The sequence below is a fragment of the Sphingopyxis jiangsuensis genome (assembly GCF_016734905.1).
Lineage (GTDB): Bacteria > Pseudomonadota > Alphaproteobacteria > Sphingomonadales > Sphingomonadaceae > Sphingopyxis > Sphingopyxis jiangsuensis.
This window is the reverse complement of record NZ_JAERPO010000002.1, coordinates 968,430-986,748: the sequence shown is the minus strand read 5'-3', so window position 1 is coordinate 986,748 and position 18,319 is coordinate 968,430. Positions and strand designations below refer to the sequence as shown.

The following is an 18,319-nucleotide window of genomic DNA, read 5'->3' as shown; positions in this document are numbered from 1 at the left end:
CTCAGCAAGGGGCGGCCGATCAGGACGATTCGGCGCCCATTGCCTGCTGCGCCAGCGCATCGGCCAGTTCGCCGAGCAATATGTCGTCGAGGTCGGCGGCGGCGACATTTTCGCGCCCGATCAGCACCAGCACCGGGATCGCCAGCGGGCTGATGCGCGGCAGCGCCTTGTGCAGCATGGTCCCCGCCGCCCGGTCGAGCAGGTCGCCGAGCCGCGCGACATCGGTGAGCCGCTCGCGCGCGTCGGCCCATGCCGCCTCCAGCAGCAGATGGTCGGGCTCATATTTTCGCAGCACGTCGAAGATGAGGTCGGTCGAAAAAGTGACCTGCTTTCCGGTCTTGCGCTTGCCGGGGTGCTGGCGTTCGATCAGCCCGCCGATCACCGCCACCTCGCGGAAGGCGCGCTTCAAAAGATGCGACCCTTCGACCCATTCGACGAACTCCTGTTCAAGAATCGTCGAATCGAACAGGGCTTCCGGATCGGCCACGGGGCGCAGCGACCAGAGGGCAAGCGCATAGTCCGACGCGACGAAGCCGAGCGGCTGCAACCCCGCGCGCTCCATCCGCTTGCTGATCAGCATGCCGAGCGACTGGTGCGTATTCCATCCTTCGAAGGGATAGGCGACCAGATAATGATTCCCTTCGTGGGGGAAGGTCTCGACCTGTAATTCGCCCGGACGCGGCAGCGCCGACCTCAGTGCCTGCATCTCGAGCCAGAAACGGACATCGTCCGGAAAACGCTGCCAGCTTTCGGGTTCGCCGAGAAAGGCGCGTACCCGGTCGGCGAGCCGCGTCGTCAGCGCCATGCGCGCTCCGACATAAGAGGGGATACGCGCGGGGCGCGTGGTCGCGCGGACGATCAGATCGGTGTCGCGGATCGCCTCAACCTCCAGGCTGAGCCCTGCAAATGCGAAAGTGTCGCCTGCCGTCAGCGTGCTTGCGAAATACTCCTCGACAGTGCCGAGACGGCGACCGCTTTTGAAGCGCACATCGAGCGTCGGCGCATCGACAATAATCCCTGCGTTGAGCCGGTGCTGCGCCGCCAGTCGCGGATGCGCGATGCGCCACCGCCCCTCGCCATCGGGCGCAAGCCGACGGAAGCGGTCATAGCTTTTGAGCGCATAGCCCCCGTCGCGCACGAAGCCGAGCAATCGCGCAAAGACGTCCGCACCCAACCAGCGATAGGGCGCGGCGCTCCGCACCTCCGCCAGCAGGGCGGCCTCGTCGAACGGCGCGGCGCAGGCGAGCGCCATGACATGCTGGGCAAGCACGTCGAGCGCGCCGGGACGAAAGCGGTCGGCATCGCGCTCGCCCGCCTCGACCGCATCGAGTGCGGCGCGCGCTTCCAGATATTCGAAGCGGTTGCCGGGAACGATCAGCGCCTTGCTCGGCTCGTCGAGCCGGTGGTTGGCGCGGCCGATGCGCTGGAGCAGCCGTGAGCTGCCCTTGGGCGCCCCCATCTGGATCACGCAATCGACGTCGCCCCAGTCGAGCCCCAGATCGAGGCTCGACGTCGCGACGAGCGCGCGCAGCCGCCCCTCGGCCATCGCGGCTTCGGCGCGCTGGCGCGCCTCGCGGTCGAGGCTGCCGTGGTGGATCGCGATCGGCAGCGAGGCGTCGTTGACCTTCCAAAGCTCCTGAAAGATCAGTTCGGCGAGCCCGCGCGTGTTGCAGAAGATGATCGTCGTGCGATTCTTCGCGACCTCGGCCATCACCTGATGCACCGCATATCGTCCCGAATGGCCCGCCCACGGCACCGCGCCTTCGGGGAGGAGGATTTCGATGTCGGGATCTGCCCCGGCCTCGCCCTCGACCAGCGTCACCGCGCCCGCATCGGCATCGGGGGCGAGCCAGGCGGCATATTGGAGGGGATCGGCGATCGTCGCCGAAAGCCCGACCCGGCGCGTCTCGGGCGCGATCTGCTGGAGCCGGGCCAGCGCCAGGCTCAATAGGTCGCCGCGCTTGCCAGGTGCAAAGGCGTGAATCTCGTCGATCACGACGGTCTTGAGGTCGGCGAACATCGTGAAGCTGTCGGGATAGGAGAGCAAAAGCGACAGCGATTCGGGCGTCGTCAGCAGGATATTGGGCGGCCGGCTGCGCTGGCGTGTCTTCTTGTCCGAACTCGTGTCGCCGCTGCGGCTCTCGACGCTGATGCCGAGTCCCATCTCGGCGATAGGGCCGAGCAGGTTGCGCTCGACGTCGGCGGCGAGCGCCTTCAGTGGCGATACGTAAAGCGTGTGCAGCCGGTCGGTCGGGCTTTCGGCCAGCTCGACGAGGCTTGGCAGAAAGCCCGCTAGCGTCTTCCCCGCACCCGTCGCGGCGACGAGCAGCGCATGGTCGCCGCGCGCACCTGCCGCGAGCATCTCGGCCTGATGACGCCGCAATCTCCACCCGCGCGCGGCGAACCAGTTGTTGAAGGGGGCGGGGAGCGACATGGGTCCGATGTGGCGCGTCGAGGGAAGGGCGGCAAGCCTTCAATCCGCCGCTATCCTGCGCTAGTTGTCGTCGATGACCGATCTCGCCCGCTGCGTCGCCGAAGCCTATGACATCGCGCTGCCGCACCGCGGCGAGGGCAAGGTCGCCGACTATATCCCGGCGCTCGCGGGGGTCGATCCGCAGCATTTCGGTTTCGCGCTCGCGCTCCCCGACGGGACGGTTCACACCGCCGGCGACGCCGACATCTCCTTTTCGATCCAGTCGATGTCAAAGGTCTTCACGCTTGCGCTCGCGCTCCGCCGCGTCGGAAGCGCGCTTTGGGACAGCGTCGGGCGCGAGCCGTCGGGCAGCGCGTTCAACTCGATCGTTCAGCTCGAAAGCGAGGCGGGCATCCCGCGCAATCCGCTGATCAATGCGGGCGCCATCGCGACGACCGACCGGCTTATCGACGGACGCAGCGGTGATGCGACTATCGCCGAAATCCTCGATTTCATCCGCGCCCGCGCGTGCGACCATGCGGTCGACGTCGATCTTAACGTCGCTGCGTCCGAATCCGAAACGGGCGCGCGCAACCGCAGCCTCACGCATTTCATGGATGCGTTCGGCACTTTGCGGCATCCGGTCGAAACGGTGCTCGGCGTCTATTTCCGCCAATGCGCGATCGCGATGAGCTGCCGCCAGCTTGCGCGCGCGGGACTCTTTCTTGCGATGGAGGGACGCGATCCGCTTGGCGGCGAACAGTTGATCGACGCGCATCGCGCGCGCCGCATCAACGCGATCATGATGCTGTGCGGTCATTACGACAATTCTGGCGAGTTCGCCTTTCGCGTCGGCTTGCCGGGGAAGAGCGGGGTCGGCGGCGGCATTTTGTGCATCGCGCCGGGGCATGGGTCGATCGCGGTCTGGTCGCCGGGGCTGAACGATGCGGGAACGTCGCTCGTCGGCGCGATCGCGCTCGAACATTTTGCCTATGCGGCGGGCTGGTCGGTGTTCGATTAGCGACAGGAGGTAGTGAGGGGATGGGACGTGGGTGCTGGCTTTCCCGTCAGTCTTCGTCGATCAGCGCCAGCGCGACGCGCGCGGTGCCGCTGCGGTGCATGCCGATTTCGCGCGCCGCGGCGTGGCTGATGTCGATCACGCGGCCGTGGGCAAAGGGGCCGCGATCGTTGATGCGGACGACCACGCTGTCGCCGGTCGACATGTTGGTCACGCGTACCATGCTGCCGAATGGCAGGGTGCGATGCGCGGCGGTGAGCTGCGAGGGATCGAATCGCTCGCCATTGGCGGTGCGGTTTCCGGCGAGCTCATTGCCGTAATAGCTCGCCATCCCGCCGTCGATTTCGGTTTCCTGGACGATCTCGGCAATCGGATTGTCGGCGATTTCGACTTCCTGCGCGCCCGCTGAAGCGGCGAGCAGAAGCGGAAGCAGCATGGCAGAAACGGCCCGCATGACGTCATCCCCTTGTCAGAGGAGGCGCCAAAAGCAGGCCCGGCACACAAAATCAATCGGATGCGCGTCGAATCGAAGCCGAATCGCGGCCAGATGCGGCTTCAGACGTCCAGATTGGCGACCGACAGCGCGTTGGTCTGGATGAAATCGCGCCGCGGTTCGACCTCGTCGCCCATCAGCCGTTCGAAAATCTCGTGCGCGACGTCGGCCTGTTCGGCCTCGACGCGCAGCAGCGAACGGTTGGCAGGGTCGAGCGTCGTTTCCCAAAGCTGTTCGGCATTCATCTCGCCCAGCCCCTTGTAGCGGCTGATCGACAGTCCCTTGCGGCTATGCGCGAAAATCGCTTCGAGCAGTTCGGAGGGGCGCGTCACCGGCGTGACCTTGGCGCTCGTCGTCGGCAGATCGCCGTCTTCGGCCTCGCTTTCGGCCTCGGCCTCGATCTGCGCCGCGGTCGCCTTCACGAGCCGCGCGGGGCGCGCATAGGTGTCGGACTGTTCGGCGGCGAGGCTGTGCAGCCGCCGCGCCTCCTGGCTCGCGAGGAAGGCATTGTCGACCGCATGATGGTCGCTCACGCCGCGCCAGCGCCGCTCGAGCGTATAGCCGCCGCCCTCGACCGCGGTGACGGTCCACAATGCCTCGGCGCCGCCAGTCAGCGCGCGCTCGGCGGCGTTGAGCCACGAGGCCGCGGTCTCGGCTGCGCTGTGACGCCCTGCGGCATCGAGCGACGGGTCGAGCGCGCCGGTAAGCGCGAGTGCCTCGACCAGTCCATGATCGATCGAGCGCGGAACATAGCGCATCAGCGCGCGCAGCCGTCGCCCGTGTTCGATCAGGCCACGCAAATCGTTGCCCGATCGCGCACCGCCCGCGCTTTCGAGCAGCAGCGCGTCGATCCCAGCATCGACGAGATAGTTTTCGAGTGCGGCGTCGTCCTTGAGGTACACTTCGCTGCGCCCCTTCGACACTTTGTAGAGCGGCGGCTGCGCGATGTAGAGATGACCGTTCTCGATGATTTCGGGCATCTGGCGATAGAAGAAGGTGAGCAGCAGCGTGCGGATATGCGCGCCGTCGACGTCGGCGTCGGTCATGATCACAATTTTGTGATAGCGCAGCTTCTCGATGTTGAACTCGTCGCGGATGCCCGTGCCGAGCGCTTGGATCAGCGTGCCGACCTCCTTCGACGAAATGATGCGGTCGAAGCGCGCGCGCTCGACGTTCAAAATCTTGCCCTTGAGCGGCAGAATCGCCTGAACCTTGCGATCGCGGCCCTGCTTGGCGCTGCCGCCTGCCGAGTCACCTTCGACGAGGAAAAGCTCGCATTTCGACGGATCGCGTTCCTGGCAATCGGCGAGTTTGCCGGGCAGCGAGGCGATGTCCATCGCGCCCTTGCGACGCGTCAGTTCGCGCGCCTTCTTCGCGGCCTCACGCGCCGCGGCGGCGTCGATCACCTTCTGGATCACTGCCTTGGCATAGGCGGGATTTTCCTCGAGCCATTCGCTCATCCGGTCGGCCATCAGGCTTTCGAGCGGCTGGCGGACCTCGCTGCTGACGAGCTTGTCCTTGGTCTGCGAGGAAAATTTGGGATCGGGCAGCTTGACCGACACGATCGCGGTCAGCCCCTCGCGCATATCCTCGCCGGTCAGGCTGACTTTCTCTTTTTTGAGGATGCCCGACTTTTCGCCATAGCTGTTGATCGTACGCGTCAGCGCGGCACGAAAGGCGGCGAGATGCGTTCCGCCGTCGCGCTGCGGGATGTTGTTCGTGAAACAGAGCACATTTTCATAATAGCTGTCGTTCCACTCGAGCGCGACGTCGATGCCGATGCCGTCGCGCTCGCTGCTGATTGCGATCGGATCGGGCAGCAGCGCATTCTTGTTGCGGTCGAGATATTTGACGAACGCCGCGATCCCACCCTCGTAAAAGAGGTCGTGCGTGACATGTTCGGCATGGCGGGCGTCGACGAGCTTGATGCGGACGCCGGAGTTCAGGAAGGCGAGTTCGCGGTAACGATGCTCGAGCTTGTCGAAGTCGAACTCGGTCACATTCTTGAACGTCTCGGTCGACGCGAAAAAGGTGACGCGCGTCCCCTTCTTTCCCGCCGGGGCAGGGCCGTTGACCTTGAGCGGCGCGACGGCGTCGCCGTGCTCGAAGCGCATCCAATGTTCCTGGCCGTCGCGCCAGACGGTGAGCTCGAGCCATTCGGAAAGCGCGTTGACGACGCTGACGCCGACGCCGTGGAGGCCGCCCGACACCTTGTACGCATTGTCGTCGCTCGTATTCTCGAACTTTCCGCCCGCATGGAGCTGCGTCATGATGACCTCGGCGGCCGACACGCCCTCTTCGCGGTGGATGTCGGTCGGAATCCCGCGCCCATTGTCCTCGACGCTGACCGAACCGTCGCTGTTCAGCGTGATGAGCACAAGATCGCAATGCCCCGCGAGCGCCTCGTCGATCGCATTGTCGCTGACCTCGAACACCATATGGTGGAGGCCCGAGCCGTCGTCGGTGTCGCCGATATACATGCCGGGGCGTTTGCGGACCGCGTCGAGGCCCTTCAGGACCTTGATCGATTCGGCGCCATAGGCGTTTGCATTGGGCTGTTTTGCGGCGCCTTCGCTTGCGCCATTTTCCTGCGGGTCTGTCATGCCGATTATATAGGGTCGGCGGGCGCAAAACCCAAGCTAAAATGCGGCCCTTGGCGCTGTGGCAAGGGGCGTTGCGCGGGCACGCTGCGGCGGCTAGATTCGGTGCCATGAAACAAGCCTTTGCCATCTTGCTCGCCAGCCTTTCTGTCCTCGCACTTGCTGCGTGCAGCGAACCCGCGCCGCCCGCCGACAATGCACCTGTCGTTTCCGGCGAGCCGCTCGCGACGCGCGCGGTGGTGATCGGAACCGAGGGGCCGAGCCTCCCCGCCTGTTCGAGCATCTCGCGCGTCGTCGATGGCGGCACCGACGTCTATTGGGCGCCGGACGAAACGCGCGCGGTCAAGGCAAAGCTTGCGGGCGGCGTGCGGGTATCGGTGTGCGAGGCGACCGACGACGACCGATGGTTCGGGATCGTCTTTGCCGCCCCCGGCACCGATCCCGATATGTGCGGCGTCGGCAAGACGGTGCCCAATGCGCGAGAATATCAGGGGCCGTGCCGCTGGGGCTGGATCAAGGGCGGCTCGGTACGGCTGGGAGGTTAAGCGCCGACTCCTGCGGGCCTCCGATATGGCGGGTTTCGAACGTAACTGGCCGTCGCGGGGACGACGAGGCAGGAATCCACCCCGTAACCGCCGCCACATTCAAATAGGGCTTTCCTACAATATTCGGCGGTGCCAGCCTTCCTTCCGGCCCTTTCTTTTGATGGAGGATTCAGCCCGTTTCAGGACTGCGCGTTCGGGCACGGGCGGGCGCGTCCAATCGGTCATCGGGCCCGGTTCGGGATGACGAATGTCTGGAAACGACCGAAAGCGGACATCAGATCCTCCCTGTGCCGCAGGCATGGGGAGGTGGCAGCCCGAAGGGCTGACGGAGGGGCTAATGGCGCAACGTCGCGGCCCCTCCACCCCTCGCTTCGCGAGCGGTCCTCCTCCCCATGGCTTCGCCACAGGGAGGATTTAGCGGCAAATTTCCACCCCAAAGCCGACGCGCGCTCTATCCCCTACAATCCTCGATCACGCGGCCGATTTCGGACTGGACGGGCAGCGTCAGCGCGCGGCCGTTGTCGGCCTCGATTGCAAACCGCCCGCGGCTGAAGGCGATGCGGTCGAGGCGCGGATCGCGCGCTGACAGGCTCACCGCGCCGCTGTCGAGACGCAGGCGGTCCGTTCCCGCGCTGGTCTGGAGGTGGACGTCGGACGCCTGACCGGGCTCGCCGACGTCGGCCGCCAAACGGATCGAGCCACCGGCGCAGGCGAGGCTGACGAGCGGCGATGCGCTTCCCGTCGGGACAAAGGCGGCCGTCCGGCTTCCGGCATCATAGCGCCACGCGCCGACATCGACGGCGCGCTCGTCCCACGGCTTTGCCGGGGTGAGCGGCGCGGGCGTCGGGGCGAGCGGCGCGGCGACGGGCTGCGGCGCCGGGGGCGGCGGCGCTTCGGGCGTCGGGATCGCCGAACAGCCTGCCATCGCCAACATCGCGGCGGCGCTTAATCCAATGTGCGCATTGCGCGGTGCCAGCTTCATCTTCAAAATCCCTGCCATTCGATCGCTTCGTCGATCCCGACGCGCGGGACCGGCCATTGGTTCACCGGCTGCGTCGCGTCGGCATAGCCGATCGCGAGGCCCGAAAAGAGTATCTGCCCGTCGTCCAGTCCGAGCGTCTTTCGCACCGTTTCGCCATACATCGCCCAGCATTCCTGGGGACAACTGGCGAGTCCGGCTTCGACGAGCAGCAGCATCACCGACTGCATCCACATGCCCATGTCGGCCCATTGCGGCGGACCCATGATGCGCGAGCAATGGAGGAAAAGCATCACCGGTGCGCCGAAGCCACGGTAATTGTCCATGAATTGAGCGAGCCGCGCCTTTTTGTCCTCGCGCGGGATCTCGAGCGCGCCGTAGAGCGCTTCGCCGACGCCGAAACGCCGCGATTCCCACGGGTCGACCAGACCCTTGGGATAGATGTCATATTCGGGCTGATAGCCCTCGCGACCCATCGCAATGCGTCCGGCGACCGCATCCTTCACCGCTTGCCAGGGTGGGCCGGTGAGCACCACCGCCTGCCACGGCTGGAGGTTGCCGCCCGAGGGAGCGCGCTGGGCGGCGTTGAAAATATCGCGGAGCAGCGCGGGGTCGACCGCCCTGTCGGTAAAGGCGCGGACCGACCGGCGCCGATGCAGCGCCTGCGTCACGCCGATATCCGCCCCCTGATTGTCAGTCGCTGGCATATTTATCCTCCCGCCTTTTCCCGAACAGCAGCCCGCGTTCGAGCCGTTCCTTGAGCTGGCGGTAATAGGAAAGCAGAAAGACGTCATCCTCTTCGGCGACCGGCCGGCCGATCTTGCTGCGGATTGCATCGGCGACCTCGCGCATCGCGCGCGCGTCGCGGGTGCGCAACACACGTTCGAGTTCCTGCAGTTCATAGATGCCATAAACCGACAGTTCGGCGTCGCTGAAGCGCATCGCGCCGCCTTCCGCCTCGCTCGTCGCAATCTCGCTGTCGAGTTTGGCGCGCTGCGCCATCACCACCCATGTTCCGGCGATCAGGTCACCCATCCGCATGCGGTCGCGATTGAACAGCAGGAACAGGCTGAGCGTCAGTGACCAGATAACCCCGGCCAGGATTGTCCAGCCCGCGACATTGTCTTCGGCCGCGCCGTTTCCGATCATCATCATTGGCAGGAACAGTTCGAGCTCGCGGATCAGGTTGCGCGCCACGACCGCATCGGCGGTGAGCCGCCCGCCGTCGCGCGCAACGACGCGAATACCCATCAGCCTTTTGCCCGGCGTCGCTGCGCGCGCGCCGAGCTCGAAGCCGAGAAACCAGAAGGTCCGGAGGACAAAGGCTCCGAGCATCCAGATGCTCAGCACAATGTCGGAACCCGAAGCAAAACCGGCATAAGCCGCGCCGAACGAAAAGAGGATCAATACCAATGCGATCAGCGTCAGGTCGACGATCAGCGCGCCGAAACGCAGGCTCGCACTCGCAATCCGCAGTTCGAGATCGACCCCCTCGGGGGTCACGAACTGGCGGACCTTGCCCGCCTGCGCTGCGCGGCGCTTGGCGAGGGCGGTTGCGGCGTCGGTCATGCGGCGTCCTCGCGCCGCGGGATGTAATAATAGCCGAACCAGAAGGCGATCATCAGCGTCCCGATGCCGTAGCGCATCGCCGTATCGGTGATGAGCTGGCGGCCGAAGCCCTCGAGCAGCCCCGCGACAAGCAGCATCGCGATCACCCCCACCATCACCTTGCCCGCCGTGCGCCCGGCATGGGCCGCAGCCTGCAACCGCCCGCACGCGCCTGGAAACAGCACCGCAGTTCCGATCCGAAGTCCCGCGGCGCCCGAAAGCGCGGCGGCGAACAGCTCGGTCGTGCCGTGGATGAACAGCCAGCCGCCGAAGTCGACGCCGAGGCCCTTCGACGTGAAGACCGCGAGCATCGCGCCGAGCCAGATCCCCTGATAATATTCGAGCATCAAGGTCGGCACGCCAAAGGCAAAGCCAAGCGCAAAGGACATGATCGACACGCCGCTGTTGTGCGTGAAGAGGAAGGTCGCAAAGACGTGGAGGCCGCTCCGCTCACTTTCCGCATCGGGACCGTGCCCCAGCGTCGATCGCAGATACTCGACCGAGGCGCGCGGGTCGCGCCCGCCCGCCATCTCGTCGGGGACGAAATTATAATACCATTCGGGATTGCTCGCGACGAGCGACCAGCTGGTGATCGCGCCGAGAAGGATCACCAGCGCGATGACGATCGTTTCCTTCCATACCGCGCGCACTGCGGCGGGCCAGTCGTAAAGGATGAAGCGACGAAGGCGCGCGGCGCGCGATTCGCGCACGCCATAGACGAGGAAATAGCCGCGCATCGATAGGGCTTCGAGATGGTCGAGCAGCGCCTTGTCGAGACTCGTCGCGCGCGCGATCGACAGCGACGAGAGCGTCGCGCGGTACAATATGGGGAGTTGGAGCAGTTCGTCGCTCGTCAGCGCGGTCGCGCCTTTCTTTTCCAATTTGGCGAGCAACGCGTCGAACGCGACCCAATCGGCCTCGCGCTCCTCGCGAAAGCGGCGCGTCGAAAAACCCGGTGCATCGACGCTGCGCTGGGCGGGCATGGCGGGAATCACAGGCTGCCCTTTCGCTTGATGCCAAGATAGGCCTCGACGACGCCCGCGCCCATCGCATCGGCGGGAACCTCGATGACATCGGCGCCGAGCCGCTGGAGCCGCGCGATCACCAGCTGCCGGTCGCGCAGCATCGCCGCCGCGACATTCGCGCGGGTGATGTCGGCGGCGCTTTCGGGGCGCCGTCTCTCCTCGGCCTCGACCTCTTCGTCCTTGACGACGACGAACAGCAGGCGGTGCTTGCTGACCATGCGCCGCGCCGCGCGGATCATCAGGTCGGCGCTCGTCGCGTCGGTGAATTCGGTGAAGATGATGACGAGCGAGCGGCGGTTGAGTTGCGCCGACAGGCTCGCCAGCGCGAGCGTGAAATTGCTTTCGACATGTGCATAGTCGATCAGGCTCGCCGCACGCTGGAGTGCCGGGAAATCCTGCGTGTGCATATAGGCGGGGGTCAAGGCCAGCGGCTTGGCGGCAAAGGAATAAAGGCTGATGCGATCGCCGAGCTTGAGCCCCGCATAGGCAAGAAGCAGCGCCGCCGATACCGCGCGGTCGACGCGCGGCATGCCGTCGACCGGTTCGGCCATCGTGCGCCCCGCGTCGATCGCCAGCACGACGCGATTGTCGCGCTCGACACGATATTCCTTGGCAAGCAGCCGCACATGGCGCGCCGACGCGGTCCAGTCGATCGAGCGCCGGTCCATTCCGGGCTGATAATCGGCGAGAGCCTCGAATTCGGTTCCCTCGCCGCGAAGGCGCTGCTGGCGCAGCCCGAACCAGCTGTCGCGCTGGAACAGCCGACTTCCTTCCTCGGCGACCGCGCGCAGGCTGGGCAGTACGCTGATTGCACGACCGATCGCGAATTTGCGTTGCTTCCAAACCAGCCCGAGCGGCCCCGCCCAGCGCAGCCAGAGCGCCTCGACAAGCGCCTGCCCGCGCCGCGCCGCGCTCAACCGCAGCGACGTCGCGAGCGCGGTCCCGTCGGCGCTTCGGTACAGATTTTCCGCGAACCGCCCGCCCGCCGCGAGTCGCTCGTCGAGTGCGAGCGCCAGTTCGGCACGCGGCGGCAGGCGGCTTCCGCGCGCGGCGAGCGTCAGGTCGAACGGATCGCCGACGCCGACCTGATGGGGAAATTGCGCGTCGAGCGCGACGTGGCGCGGATTGGCGCCGGCTATTGCATCGACGAGGATGCAGGCGAGGATCACCGCGATCCAGCCGGGCGCCACCAGCCAATATTCGGGCCGCACCAGCCCGAGCGCAAGCGCCATCGGAGCGCCTAACAGCAGCAGGTAGATGGCGCGCCGGGTGGGGTAAATCACCGCGGCACTTCCTCATGCTCGAGCAGCGCGGCGACGATCTGCTCGACACTGCGTCCTTCGATCTCGGCGGCGGCCGACAGGATGACTCGGTGGCGCAGCACGCCTGCGGCGAGGCGCTGGACGTCGTCGGGGATGGCATAGTCGCGCCCGTCGAGCGCCGCGGCGGCGCAGGCGGCGCGCGCAAGCAAGGTCGCGGCGCGTGGACTTGCGCCGCATTCAAGATCGGCGCTCTCGCGCGTCGCGCGGACCAGGCGGACAATATAGTCGACGATCTCCTCGGCCAGCCGCACGCTCGCAATCGCGTCGATGGCGTCCGCAATCACTTTTGCATCGGCGATCCGTTCGACGCCGAAATCGGCGACTGCGGGACTCTTGAAGCGCCCGCCATGATCGGCGACGATGCGCCGTTCCTCGTCGGCGTCGGGATAGTCGACGACGAGCTTGAACAGGAAACGGTCGAGCTGCGCTTCGGGGAGCGGATAGACGCCCTGCTGTTCGATCGGATTCTGCGTTGCGAGCACGGTGAAGCGCGGGCTCATCGCGTGTGGCTCGCCATTGATCGTCACGCGGCGCTCCTGCATCGCCTCGAGGAGCGCGGCCTGCGTCTTGGGCGGGGTGCGGTTGATCTCGTCGGCGAGCAGCAATTCGGTGAAGATCGGCCCTTTGGTCAGGGTGAAGTTTGACGTCTGGAAGTTGAACAGGTTCGACCCCAAAATATCGCCTGGCATCAGGTCGGGGGTGAACTGGATGCGCCCGAAATCGAGCCCGACCGCGCGGGCAAAGGCCTGCGCGAGCAAGGTCTTGGCAGTTCCCGGCGGGCCTTCGAGAAGCACATGCCCGCCCGCGAGCAACGCGATCGTGACCATGCGCGTCAGGTCATGCTGGCCGAACACCGCCTTTGCGACCTCGGCGTCGATCGCGGCGCCGAGCGCCTGCACGCGCTCGATAGGATTAGCTGTCACGGAGAAGGTCCTTTCTGATGGCATGCAGCGCCTGCGCGTCTGCAAGGAATTCGTGGCGGTTGCGCGCGAGCGGCAGGCGCCGGGCGAGCGCCGAAAACAGCTCGCCGCCGGGACGCATATGCTTGTCGATCCATGCGTCGGTTTCTTGGGCGTCGAGACCGGCGGGAGCGTGCAACCGCCGTGCAATTGCGCTGCGCTGGCTCGTCACATAGGCGTCGGCGCCGTCGAGTTCGCGCCTCGCCTGCTTGATGAGGTCGGCGCTGTTCGCGATCAGCGCCGCCTTCGATATCGGGATGGCACGCTGCGGCCTCAGTGCGGGGCCGAAACGCATCCATGCCTGCCAAAGTGCGAGCAGCCCCGCCGCGATCAGACACAAGGTGATTCCGATGAAGGGCGGGACGAAGGCAAAGCGCAGCAGCGAGCGCTGGCCGCCGAAGCCGTTCAATGTGACATCGAAGGCGAGCGCGTCGATGGCCGCATCTTCGGCCACCGCGTCGACCAGCATGGCCGCTCCCGCAGCTTTCTCACGCGAGGCAAAGGCGAGATTGTTGATAAGGTCGGGGTCGGCGAGGATGTAAAGATCGCGATCCTCGAGCCGCGCAAGCACGGCGCCACCCTTGGGACCGGCAATCAGCGTTTCGAGCTGCGGGCCTTCGACCGTCTGGACATCGGCCGGAAGGTCGAGCGCGAAGCGCTGCCCGGCAACCTCGGCGGCAATCCGCTGTGGCTTGGTGGCCGCGGCTTCGACCGTCACTTCGCCGAAATGGCCGGTCGGTAGCAGGTCGCCGTCGGGGGTGACCGGAAAGCCCGTGCCGACCCATCCCGGCTTCACGTCCTGTCCGGGCAGACGACCCGTCGCCCATTTGGGAAGGACGACCAATGCCTTGTCGCCGCCCCGCGCATCGAGGATTTCGGCGATTTCGCTGGCCTTTGTCCGGTGCGTCGGGGTGAGGACGAGCAGCCACTCATAGTCCTCATAGCCCTGTCCGGTCACGCTCCGCCACAGCGACACATCGGCGCCCGCGCGCTCGCTCAGATCGACAATTCCCGCGTAACCGGGGGCTGATTTCGACAGGGCGTGGCCACCGCCATCATTGCCGTTCGACAATTGCGGTCCGAGCGCGATCAGCGCCCACAGTGCGACAAAGGCGACGACGCCGATCGCGACCACCGCGGCGATCAGCCGGGGGTTGAAGCCATGATCGCTGGCGCCCGCCTTGCTCATGCGCGTGCCCAGTTCCGGGCGACCGTCAACTCCGAATAGGCGCCGCGGCACGCCTCCCACGCTCCCGCGTCGATCGAACGGCCGCCGAACAGGCTAATTTCGACCGCGCGCGCGATGCGGCTGAAGGCTTCGCGCGCCACCGCGGGGAGATCGCGCGCTTCGGCGAGGTCGCGCGACGTCATCGCCGGGCGCACCAGCCCCGGACGACGGTCCTCGATGTCCTCGACGCTGCGATAGAGGAGCAGGTGAACCGCCTCGGCAAAGCGCCCTTCGGCGGCGAGCGCGTCGGCTTCGGCCAGCAGTGCGCGCGCGGCGCCCGCCTCGGCTTCGCCGACGCCGTCCTCGGCTTCGATGGCAGCGCGGCGGCGCAGCGGCAGATTGTCGACCCAGCGCGCAAAGGCGGGGACGAAATGATAAAGGATGACAAGCAGCAACACCGCCGCCGCAAGCCATAGCAACGGTTTGCCTGCGGGTGCGGCCCATTCGAAAAAGCTGCCGATGGCGTCGAAAATCGCTTTCAGCCAATCGGGGGTCTGCGGCGGCGGTTCGGGTGGCGGAAAGCTCGTTTGTATCTGTCCGCCGGCGACCGTCTGGGCATAGCCGGGGTCGATAAGCTCGGGGTCGATAAGCCAACCCTCGTCCGCGGTTGGCGCAGCGACGGACGCCTGGGCAGCCCAAAGCGTCATCATATTGAATTTATGGCCCCGCCCGGCTTGCTCATCGTCAAGCGTGGTAGCGCGGGCGAGCCGCGCAACGCAAGAGAGGGTTGCACCCAAACCTGTCGCGTTCTAGCGCCCGCGAGGTTCGTCAATGGTTGCGGGTGCAACCAGACGGCGGGAGTGGGAGAATGGTGGGTGGACGCAGCGCAGGCGGTGCACGAGAAATTCATGGCGGCGTTGGCGCGCGGCGCGTCGGGACGCCGCGAAGGCGCCCCCGATCCGGCGGCAGCGGGGCTGTCGCGCACCGAAGCAGTCGATATTTTCCTGTCGCAGCTCACCAGCCGCCAGATGGACCGGCTGTCGCGTGACCTTCAGGCGCGCGGCGAGGGTTTCTATACGATCGGTTCGTCGGGGCACGAGGGCAATGCCGCGGTCGCGGCGGCGCTGCGCGTTACCGACATGGCGTTTCTCCACTATCGCTCGAATGCCTTCCAGCTCCACCGCGCGCGCCAGTTGCCGGGGCAGACGCCGAACTGGGACATGCTGCTGAGCTTCGCCGCGTCGGCCGAAGACCCGATTTCGGGCGGGCGGCACAAGGTGATCGGGTCAAAGCCGCTCAATATCCCGCCGCAAACCTCGACCATCGCCTCGCACCTTCCGAAAGCGGTCGGCGCGGCCTTTTCGATCGGAATCGCCCGAAAACTGGAGATGTGCGACTTGCCGCTCCCCCCCGACGCGGTCGTGCTCGCGAGCTTCGGCGACGCGTCGGCGAACCATTCGACCGCGCAGGGCGCCTTCAACACCGCGGGCTGGGCAGCGCATCAAGGCACGCCGATGCCGATGATCTTCCTGTGCGAAGACAATGGCATCGGCATTTCGACGCGCACCCCGACGGGGTGGATCGAGGCGCAGTTCCGCAACCGCGCCGGGCTCCATTATATCCAGTGCGACGGCACCGATCTGGTGTCGGCCTATGCCGGGGCGAAGGAAGCGGCCGATTTTGCGCGGCGCACGCGCCGGCCGGTATTTCTCCACATGGCGACGGTGCGGCTTTACGGCCATGCCGGCTCCGACGTGCAGGGTGCCTATCTGCCCAAGGCGCTGATCGAGGCCGACGAGGCGCGCGATCCCTTGCTCGCCGGCGTGGCGCTGATGGTCGAACAGGGCTGGATGAGCGCGTCCGAAATCGGCGACGCCTATGAGGATATCGGCGCGACGCTCGCGCGCCAGGCCGAAGCGGCGATAAAGCGTCCCAGGCTCACCACCGCCTCGGCCGTCATGGAGAGCATCGTCCCGCCGAAGCGCGATCTGCCGCGCGTCAACACCCCGTCGGCCGAAGACCGCAAGGCGATGTTCGGCAGCGACGCGGGCCAGATGGACAAGCCGATGCATATGGCGCGGCTCCTGTCGTGGGCGCTCGCCGACCTGATGCTCGCGCACAAGGAAATCATCGTCGCGGGCGAGGATGTCGGGCCGAAGGGCGGCGTCTATAATGTTACGGCAAAGCTCCACCAGCGCTTCGGATCGGCGCGCGTCGTCAACACGCTGCTCGACGAGCAGGCGATATTGGGCCTTGCGATCGGTATGGCGCATAACGGCTTCCTCCCGATGCCCGAAATCCAGTTCCTCGCCTATGTCCACAATGCCGAGGACCAGATCCGCGGCGAGGCGGCGACGCTCAGCTTTTTCTCGAACGGCCAATTTACGAACCCAATGGTCATCCGCATCGCGGGGCTCGGCTACCAAAAAGGCTTCGGCGGGCACTTTCACAATGACAACAGCCTCGCGGTGTTTCGCGACATTCCGGGCGTCATCCTGGCGGTGCCGTCGAACGGACGCGATGCCGTCGCGATGCTCCGCGAATGTGTCCGCCTTGCGCGCGAAGAGCAGCGCGTCGTCGTCTTTGTCGAACCGATCGCGCTCTATATGACGCGCGATCTGCACGAGGAGGGCGATGGCCTGTGGACCAGCGTTTATGAGGCGCCGGGCGCGGGACAGCCGATCCGCCTCGGCGAGGTCGGCGTGCATGGCGACGGCACCGACCTTGCCATCGTCAGCTATGGCAATGGCTATTATCTATCGCGGCAGGCCGAAAAGCTGCTTGCAGAGGATGGCGTGAAGGCGCGGGTGATCGACCTGCGCTGGCTCGGCCCGGTCGATGAAGACGCGCTGCTCGCGGCGGTCGGCGACGCCCAGCGCATATTGATCGTCGACGAATGCCGCATCACGGGGTCGCAGAGCGAAGCGCTGATGGCGCTCTTCACCGAGCGCGCGTCGGATCGGAAGCTCGCGCGCCTCGCCGCCGACGACAGCTTCATCCCGCTCGGCAAGGCGGCGACGCTGACGCTGCCGAGCCGCGATTCGATCGTCGCCGCCGCGAAGGAGCTTTTGGCATGACCGCGCGCAAGTCCGCCCTCGTCATCGCCCCCGGACGCGGCACCTATGGCAAGGCCGAGCTCGGCAGCATTGCGCGCCTGCATGGACTCCGCTTTTCTGAGCAAATCGCCGATTTCGACGCGCAGCGCACAGCGCGCGGCGAACCGACGGTGAGTGAACTCGACGGCGCCGACCGTTTCAGCGTCGCGCTCCACATGCGCGGCGACGTCGCGGCACCGCTGATCTACTCCGCCTCGATCCTCGATTTCCTCAGCATCGACCGCGAGGCCTATAATGTCGTCGCCGTCGCGGGCAATTCGATGGGCTGGTACAGCGCGCTCGCGATGGGCGGCGCCGTGTCGGTCGCCGACGGCTTTCGCATTGCCAATGCGATGGGGACGAACAGCCAGGCGCACGGGCCGGGCGGGCAGCTCTTGTTCCAGATCGTCGACGAGGATTGGCGCGCCGTCCCGGGGCTGCGCGATGCGATGTTCGCGCTCGTCGCCGACATCGCGGCGCGGCCGGGGCATGCACTGTCGCTGTCGATCGACCTCGGCGGGATGCTGCTGTTCGCGGGTGACGAGGCGGGGCTCGCCGCGTTGCTTGCCGAAGCGCCGCCGACGCCGGGGCGCGACCCGCTGCGGCTCGCGGGCCACGGGCCATTCCACACGCCGTTGATGCAGGGGAGCGCCGACCGCGCGCGCGCTGAGCTTTCGTCATCGCTTGTCGGCGTGCCGTCCCTCCCGCTCGTTGACGGGCGCGGCCATATCTGGCGCTGCCATTCGAGCGATCCGGCGGCGATGTGGGACTACACCTTCGGCCACCAGATCCTTGCCCCCTATGATTTCACCCTGTCGGTGCAGGTCGCGGTCAAGGAATATGCGCCCGACGTCATCATCCTGCCGGGGCCGGGCGACACGCTCGGCGGTGCGATCGCGCAGGCGCTGATCGGCATCGAATGGCAGGGGATCGGCAGCAAGGCCGATTTCATGGCGCGGCAAGCGCGCGACCCGATCCTTTTGTCGATGGGCCGCGCCGAACAGCGCGCGCTGGTTACCAAATGAATGGGCCGGCGGAGGCGCGGGTGCTTCCGCCGGCCCACTTGGGATCCGCCGCCAGGTGGGGACGGCGAC

At 66.3% G+C, this 18,319-nt stretch carries 15 protein-coding genes; 4 read left to right on the top strand and 11 right to left on the bottom strand.

Annotated elements, in window-relative coordinates; translation table 11 throughout:
* Positions 1-19 precede the first annotated feature (19 nt).
* The gene (locus JI743_RS11365) at positions 20-2,434 is read right to left on the bottom strand and encodes a ligase-associated DNA damage response DEXH box helicase (protein ID WP_201928414.1); all 2,415 of its coding nucleotides are present in this window, start codon (positions 2,432-2,434) and stop codon (positions 20-22) included.
* 73 nt (positions 2,435-2,507) lie between these two features.
* Here JI743_RS11365 and JI743_RS11360 point away from each other — a divergent pair, with 73 nt between their 5' ends.
* Positions 2,508-3,434: a glutaminase gene (locus tag JI743_RS11360; RefSeq protein ID WP_201928413.1), complete on the top strand. Its 927-nt coding sequence runs from the start codon at positions 2,508-2,510 to the stop codon at positions 3,432-3,434.
* 46 nt (positions 3,435-3,480) lie between these two features.
* Here the strand turns inward: JI743_RS11360 and JI743_RS11355 are convergent, their stop codons facing one another.
* A complete protein-coding gene (locus tag JI743_RS11355) occupies positions 3,481-3,885 on the bottom strand; it encodes a septal ring lytic transglycosylase RlpA family protein (protein ID WP_201928412.1) in 405 nt (134 codons plus the stop codon).
* Between the two features lie 101 nt (positions 3,886-3,986).
* The gene (gyrB, locus tag JI743_RS11350) at positions 3,987-6,527 is read right to left on the bottom strand and encodes a DNA topoisomerase (ATP-hydrolyzing) subunit B (RefSeq protein WP_201928411.1); all 2,541 of its coding nucleotides are present in this window, start codon (positions 6,525-6,527) and stop codon (positions 3,987-3,989) included.
* A 107-nt stretch (positions 6,528-6,634) separates the two neighbouring features.
* Here gyrB and JI743_RS11345 point away from each other — a divergent pair, with 107 nt between their 5' ends.
* Complete coding sequence (locus tag JI743_RS11345) at positions 6,635-7,069, top strand: hypothetical protein (protein WP_201928410.1); 435 nt, start codon at positions 6,635-6,637, stop codon at positions 7,067-7,069.
* Positions 7,070-7,520: 451 nt separating this feature from the next.
* Here the strand turns inward: JI743_RS11345 and JI743_RS11340 are convergent, their stop codons facing one another.
* Genes JI743_RS11340 through JI743_RS11305 form a run of 8 tightly spaced genes read right to left on the bottom strand, consistent with a single transcriptional unit; the run spans position 7,521 to position 14,840 of the window.
* Entirely contained in the window at positions 7,521-8,051 is a 531-nt protein-coding gene (locus tag JI743_RS11340) for a hypothetical protein (protein ID WP_201928409.1), read from the bottom strand.
* Positions 8,052-8,053: 2 nt separating this feature from the next.
* The gene (locus tag JI743_RS11335; protein WP_201928408.1) at positions 8,054-8,755 is read right to left on the bottom strand and encodes a nitroreductase; all 702 of its coding nucleotides are present in this window, start codon (positions 8,753-8,755) and stop codon (positions 8,054-8,056) included.
* The gene (locus JI743_RS11330; protein WP_201928407.1) at positions 8,742-9,617 is read right to left on the bottom strand and encodes an RDD family protein; all 876 of its coding nucleotides are present in this window, start codon (positions 9,615-9,617) and stop codon (positions 8,742-8,744) included. The genes JI743_RS11335 and JI743_RS11330 overlap by 14 nt, the downstream gene beginning before the upstream one ends.
* The gene (locus tag JI743_RS11325; RefSeq protein WP_201928406.1) at positions 9,614-10,639 is read right to left on the bottom strand and encodes a stage II sporulation protein M; all 1,026 of its coding nucleotides are present in this window, start codon (positions 10,637-10,639) and stop codon (positions 9,614-9,616) included. Before JI743_RS11325 ends, JI743_RS11330 begins: the two co-directional genes overlap by 4 nt.
* An 8-nt stretch (positions 10,640-10,647) precedes the next feature.
* Positions 10,648-11,964 carry a DUF58 domain-containing protein gene (locus tag JI743_RS11320; protein WP_201928405.1) on the bottom strand — a complete coding sequence of 439 codons (1,317 nt, stop codon included), beginning with the start codon at positions 11,962-11,964 and terminating at the stop codon, positions 10,648-10,650.
* Complete coding sequence (locus JI743_RS11315) at positions 11,961-12,950, bottom strand: AAA family ATPase (protein ID WP_201928404.1); 990 nt, start codon at positions 12,948-12,950, stop codon at positions 11,961-11,963. The genes JI743_RS11320 and JI743_RS11315 overlap by 4 nt, the downstream gene beginning before the upstream one ends.
* The gene (locus JI743_RS11310) at positions 12,916-14,151 is read right to left on the bottom strand and encodes a DUF4350 domain-containing protein (protein WP_201928403.1); all 1,236 of its coding nucleotides are present in this window, start codon (positions 14,149-14,151) and stop codon (positions 12,916-12,918) included. Before JI743_RS11310 ends, JI743_RS11315 begins: the two co-directional genes overlap by 35 nt.
* Positions 14,148-14,840 (bottom strand): DUF4129 domain-containing protein, encoded by a 693-nt coding sequence (locus JI743_RS11305; RefSeq protein ID WP_201928402.1) that lies wholly within the window; start codon positions 14,838-14,840, stop codon positions 14,148-14,150. The genes JI743_RS11310 and JI743_RS11305 overlap by 4 nt, the downstream gene beginning before the upstream one ends.
* Before the next feature lie 165 nt (positions 14,841-15,005).
* Between JI743_RS11305 and JI743_RS11300 the strand changes: the two genes are divergently transcribed.
* Positions 15,006-17,207, top strand: coding sequence for a dehydrogenase E1 component subunit alpha/beta (locus tag JI743_RS11300; protein ID WP_201928401.1), 2,202 nt, complete (start codon positions 15,006-15,008; stop codon positions 17,205-17,207).
* On the top strand, positions 17,204-18,250 hold the full coding sequence (locus JI743_RS11295) for an ACP S-malonyltransferase (RefSeq protein WP_201928400.1): 1,047 nt from the start codon (positions 17,204-17,206) through the stop codon (positions 18,248-18,250). The genes JI743_RS11300 and JI743_RS11295 overlap by 4 nt, the downstream gene beginning before the upstream one ends.
* Positions 18,251-18,319: the final 69 nt, after the last annotated feature.